The sequence below is a fragment of the Longimicrobium sp. genome, assembly GCA_036387335.1.
Taxonomy (GTDB): Bacteria; Gemmatimonadota; Gemmatimonadetes; order Longimicrobiales; family Longimicrobiaceae; genus Longimicrobium.
On record DASVTZ010000058.1, the window covers coordinates 1 to 4,333 of the forward strand.

4 protein-coding genes are annotated in these 4,333 nt (G+C 71.3%); all 4 read right to left on the reverse strand.

Annotated features, from left to right (window positions below; genetic code table 11):
- Positions 1-1,988 (reverse strand): ABC transporter permease (locus tag VF647_04835; GenBank protein HEX8451401.1); only part of this gene is annotated, 1,988 nt, incomplete at its 3' end.
- Positions 1,985-3,226, reverse strand: a complete 1,242-nt coding sequence (locus tag VF647_04840; protein HEX8451402.1) for an ABC transporter ATP-binding protein — start codon at positions 3,224-3,226, stop codon at positions 1,985-1,987. The genes VF647_04840 and VF647_04835, both read right to left, overlap by 4 nt.
- Positions 3,223-3,951, reverse strand: a complete 729-nt coding sequence (locus VF647_04845; GenBank protein HEX8451403.1) for a hypothetical protein — start codon at positions 3,949-3,951, stop codon at positions 3,223-3,225. Before VF647_04845 ends, VF647_04840 begins: the two co-directional genes overlap by 4 nt.
- Before the next feature lie 5 nt (positions 3,952-3,956).
- The coding region (locus tag VF647_04850) for a hypothetical protein (GenBank protein HEX8451404.1) at positions 3,957-4,333 on the reverse strand (377 nt) is incomplete at its 5' end.

Below are 4,333 nucleotides of genomic sequence, written 5' to 3' on the forward strand. Positions count from 1 at the left end.
ACCGAGTCGATGCGCGACCGCGTGCGGTTGTGGATGCGGTATGTGCCCCGCGCCCGCAACTCCTGCGCGCGCGGAAAGAGCTCCACCCGCAGCTTCACCCCGGTTATCCTGGGCTGCGGCGCCCACTCGAACCGCTTGTACTCGCGCTCGTAGCGAAGCTGCACCTGCTCCGAGTCGTTCTCGCTCGTCCACGGGTTGAGGATGGCGGTGTTGTAGACGATGAAGCCGCCCGTTCCCAGCACCAGCAGCCCCGCGAGCGCCGCCGCGGCCAGCACCGGACTCGTGGCCCTGGCGCGGGCGAGCCGCGTGCGCCACCCGCCGCCCTGCTCCTCGCCGCGGCGCCAGAAGAGGTTGGAGACGATCGCCAGCAGCACCGCCACCCCGCCCCAGAAGAGCGCGTACCACGTCCACGACCCCTCGGCGCCGTTCCAGCCGTTCATGTCCGAGTACTGGAGCGACGGCGTCGATGCATACACGAGCAGGTTGTGGCTCACCCCGAGCGCGTAGATCGTCGGACCGCCCACGTAGTAGACCAGCATGATGAAGTGGCCCACGTACTTGTGGTTCGCCAGCGTCTGCACGGCGAACGCGAGCACGATCAGCGGCAGGTACATCCCCAGCAGCTGGTGGACGAAGAGCGCGCGCAGGTACTGCCCCACCTCGAAGCGGAAGTAGCCGCGCGCCGCCTGGATCAGCATCCCGCACACCATGCACGCGGCCAGCAGCAGCGCCACCGTGAGGATCAGCGCCGCCAGCTTCGCCACCAGCGGCACCCAGGTGGGAACCGGTGTGGCATCATGGAGCTGGTGCGTGCGCCGGTCGCGCTCCATCCACACCAGCTCGCCGGCGTAAAAGGTGATGATGATGATGACGAACAGGAAGAAGCTGCCGGTAAGCGTCTCCAGCACCTTGTAGGTGACCGGGAAGGTGCGCGTCCCGTAGATCTCGCCGATGTCGCCGCCCACCAGGAGGACGAAGAGAAGGCAGAGCCCCACGAGGATTGGGAAGTACACGTTCCCCACCACCTCGCGCAGCGAGCGGCGCAGCGTGGCGGCGAGCTGAAGGGCACGGGCCCGCGCGTCGAAGGTGCGATGCGCACGCGGCACCACCACAGGCGCCGCCTCGTCCGCCCCGCGGCGTCTCCCCGATGGCCGGTTCAGGTCGCGCTCGTCCGCCGCGTGCGCGAAGCGGAACTGGTGCGCGCCCCACGCCAGCACGCCCGCCCCCACCGCCAGCCAGAGCGCGCGGTTCAGCAGCAGGAGCGCGGGAATCGGCACGAGCGACCGGTTCTGCTCCACCACCGTCCAGTAGCGCGTGGAGCGCAGCGTCGGCGCCACGCCAAAGGGATCGACCAGGTAGATCAGCCACTCCTCGTCGACCGCGCCCGCGAAGATCAACGCGATCGCCCACCCCACCAGCAGCGCGAATCCGCCCCCGTACACCGGCATCATCCGCCGCGTGGTTGCCGCCAGCATCAAAAAGATGGCGGAGGTGAAGAGGAGGTTCGGCAGCGTGACGAGCGCGATGGCGTGCAGGTACGCGAGCGGGAGAAAGGGCCCCACCCGGTCCGCGTCCACGAACGGCGATGCGCTCGCGGCGATGATCCCCAGCGGGATCGACAGCAGGATGAGGAGGTTGGCGAGCACCGCGCCCAGGTAGCGCCCGCCCAGGTACGCCCACTTCGGCACCGCGGTGGTGAAGAAGAGAGGGTACGCGCGCGTCTCGAAGTCGCGGTACACCGCCGTCCCCGCGATCGCCGAGGTGATGGGAACGGCAAGTATCCCCAGCGTCAGCATCAGCGTGGAGATGCGGATCGGCGAGTTGGCCACGAGGAGCTCGCTCCCCATGTCGAAGTCGCGCCACGCCCCCGCCCGCGACGCCGTGACCACCCACGAGATCAGGAAGAGGACGCCGAAGTACACCCAGGTGGAGATCCGCCGCAGGTGGTGGCGCAGCTCGAAGGCGACGAGCCCCCGCAACGCGCTCATCCTTCTGTCCTCCCGAACGGCGGCTCCGCGAATGGCGGCGGGTCGTCGCCCCGCAGCGGATCGGCGGGACGGGACGGAAGCGGCGGCGGCTCGGTGGAGGGCGGCAGCGGTGGCGGCTCGTCGTTTATCGGCGCCGCCGGCGGGACTTCGTCGTGCTGCGAGGGAGGCCGCGACGCCTCGTCGGCTGGCGGGAGCGGCGGCGGCTCCTGAGCACGCGGCGGAATCGGCTCAGCGGGACGCGGCGCGAACCAGTCGGTCGGGCCCAGGTCGTCGGCGGTGAGCGGCTCGGGCTCACGCACCATCGGCGGGGGAAGGACGAGAGGCGGCAGCGGCTCGTGCGACACCGGCGGCGCGGCCTCCGGGTGCACCTCGATCCCCTTCATCACGGTGAAGTACACGTCCTTGAGGTCCGGCTCCACCGCCTCCCACGACGAATCGGGCGGGGCGTCGCCGTACACGTGCACGAGCGTGCGCCCGCCCACCAGCGTGGTGGAGATGACGGGGAGCGCCTCCTGCACTTTTGGCAGGAATGCGCGCTCCACGCCGCGCCGCCACACCTTGCCGCGCAGCGCCTCCACCGCCTGCATCGGCTCGGCCGCCAGGCGGATGCTGCCGCGGTCGATGATGGCCATGCGGGTGCACAGCTCGCTCACGTCCTCCACGATGTGCGTGGAGAGGATGACGACCGCGCGCTCCCCCAGCTCGCTGAGCAGGTTCAGGAAGCGGGCGCGCTCGGCCGGGTCCAGCCCCGCCGTGGGCTCGTCCACGATGATCAGCTGCGGATCGCCGATTAGGGCCACGGCGATCCCGAAGCGCTGCCGCATCCCGCCACTGAAGCCGTCCAGCCGCCGCGCCCGCGCGTCCCACAGGTTGGTCTGGCGAAGGAGGGCGGCCACCGTGTCGCGCCGCTCCCCCTTGGCCGTGATCCCCTTGAGGAGCGCGAAGTGGTCCAGCATCTCCGCCGCCGTCGTCGCGGGATAGACGCCGAACTCCTGCGGCAGGTAGCCGAGCGTCCTGCGCACCGACTCCTTGTCGCGAAGCACGTCGATGTCGCCCAGCCGCGCCTGCCCGGAGTCCGCCTCCTGCAGCGTGGCCAGGATGCGCATGAGGGTGCTCTTCCCCGCCCCGTTCGGCCCCAGCAGCCCGAACATCCCCGGCTGAATGGCCAGCGAAACCCCGCGCAGCGCGTGCACGCCGTTGGGATACGTCTTGGAAAGCTGCGTGATGACGAGGTTCACGGGATGCGGGCGGGAGAAACGTTGGAGTGGCGTCCCAGCAGGGCGCCTAACAGCTCGGGCCGGACGGTGAGAACCAGGCCGGTCCCCACCATGCGCAGGGGCCGGCGCTCGGACGCCCCGCCCGCGCCCTCCGCGCGGTAGCTGCCGAACATCCCTACCACGTACACGTCCGTCGGGGTGCGGCCGGCCAGGCGCAGGGAGACGGTGGTCGACAGAAAGCGCGGCGCCTCGCGCAGCCCGAACACCGGCCCGTAGCCCTCGCCGAACAGCGGCTGGTCGTAGCGGCGGAGGCGGGCGTACCCCACCGTGGCGTACCACCCGTCGCGCCCGGGCGGGGTCTGCCCCACCTGCACGTACGGCATGGTGTGCCGCGACGAGAGCAGCACGCCTGCCCCATACGCCAGCGGCGCCTCCCGCCCCGGCCCCTGCACGTACAGGTCCAGCTCGGCGGAGCTGGGGGCGAACACCGGCACCGTCACCGCGCCCAGCAGCGCGGGGAGACGCGGGTCGCGTGGCGCGTACCCGGCGTGCAGCGCGCCGCCCCAGGTGGGGAAAAGCGCGTCCGCGCAGTTGCTGTCGCACCTCACGCCGAACGCCGCCCCCTCCGTCACCCTCAACACGGCCCCCGGCTCGACGGCGGGGCCGTGCGTCACCACAGGCGCGCACGCCGCAAGCGCGGCAGCGACGAGCGCGGCCGCCGCGCTCCGCATCGAGCGTCCAGGCATCGCGGCTACCGCTCCGGCGGGTTGTCGCGCGGGATCGGCCGGCGCGTGACGCGCAGGGCGTATCGTACGAAGAGCGCCACGTCCAGCTCCGTGGTCAGGCTGGTGGTCACCGCGCGCAGCGGGCGGCTCCGGGTCCCGGGGCCGGAGTCGCGCACCCTCTCGTCGTAGTGGCCGAAGGCGCCGGTGACCTGCAGCGACAATGCCAGCGGACCGTCGCGCCGGCGAAGTGCCAACGTGGTCGCCCAATAGCGGGGACGCACCACGGTAGGGGCGGACTCCAGCAGGACGGCCTGCCTGTCGTTGAAGTCGTCACGTCGCACGTACGCCTGCGTGGCGTACACCTCGTAGCCGCGGGTGAAAGACCTTCCGGCCTGCACGTACG

Coding starts and splice junctions, on each gene's coding strand:
- VF647_04845 (HEX8451403.1), bottom strand. CDS start 3,951: ATGCCTGGACGCTCGATGCGGAGCGCGGCGGCCGCGCTCGTCGCTGCC.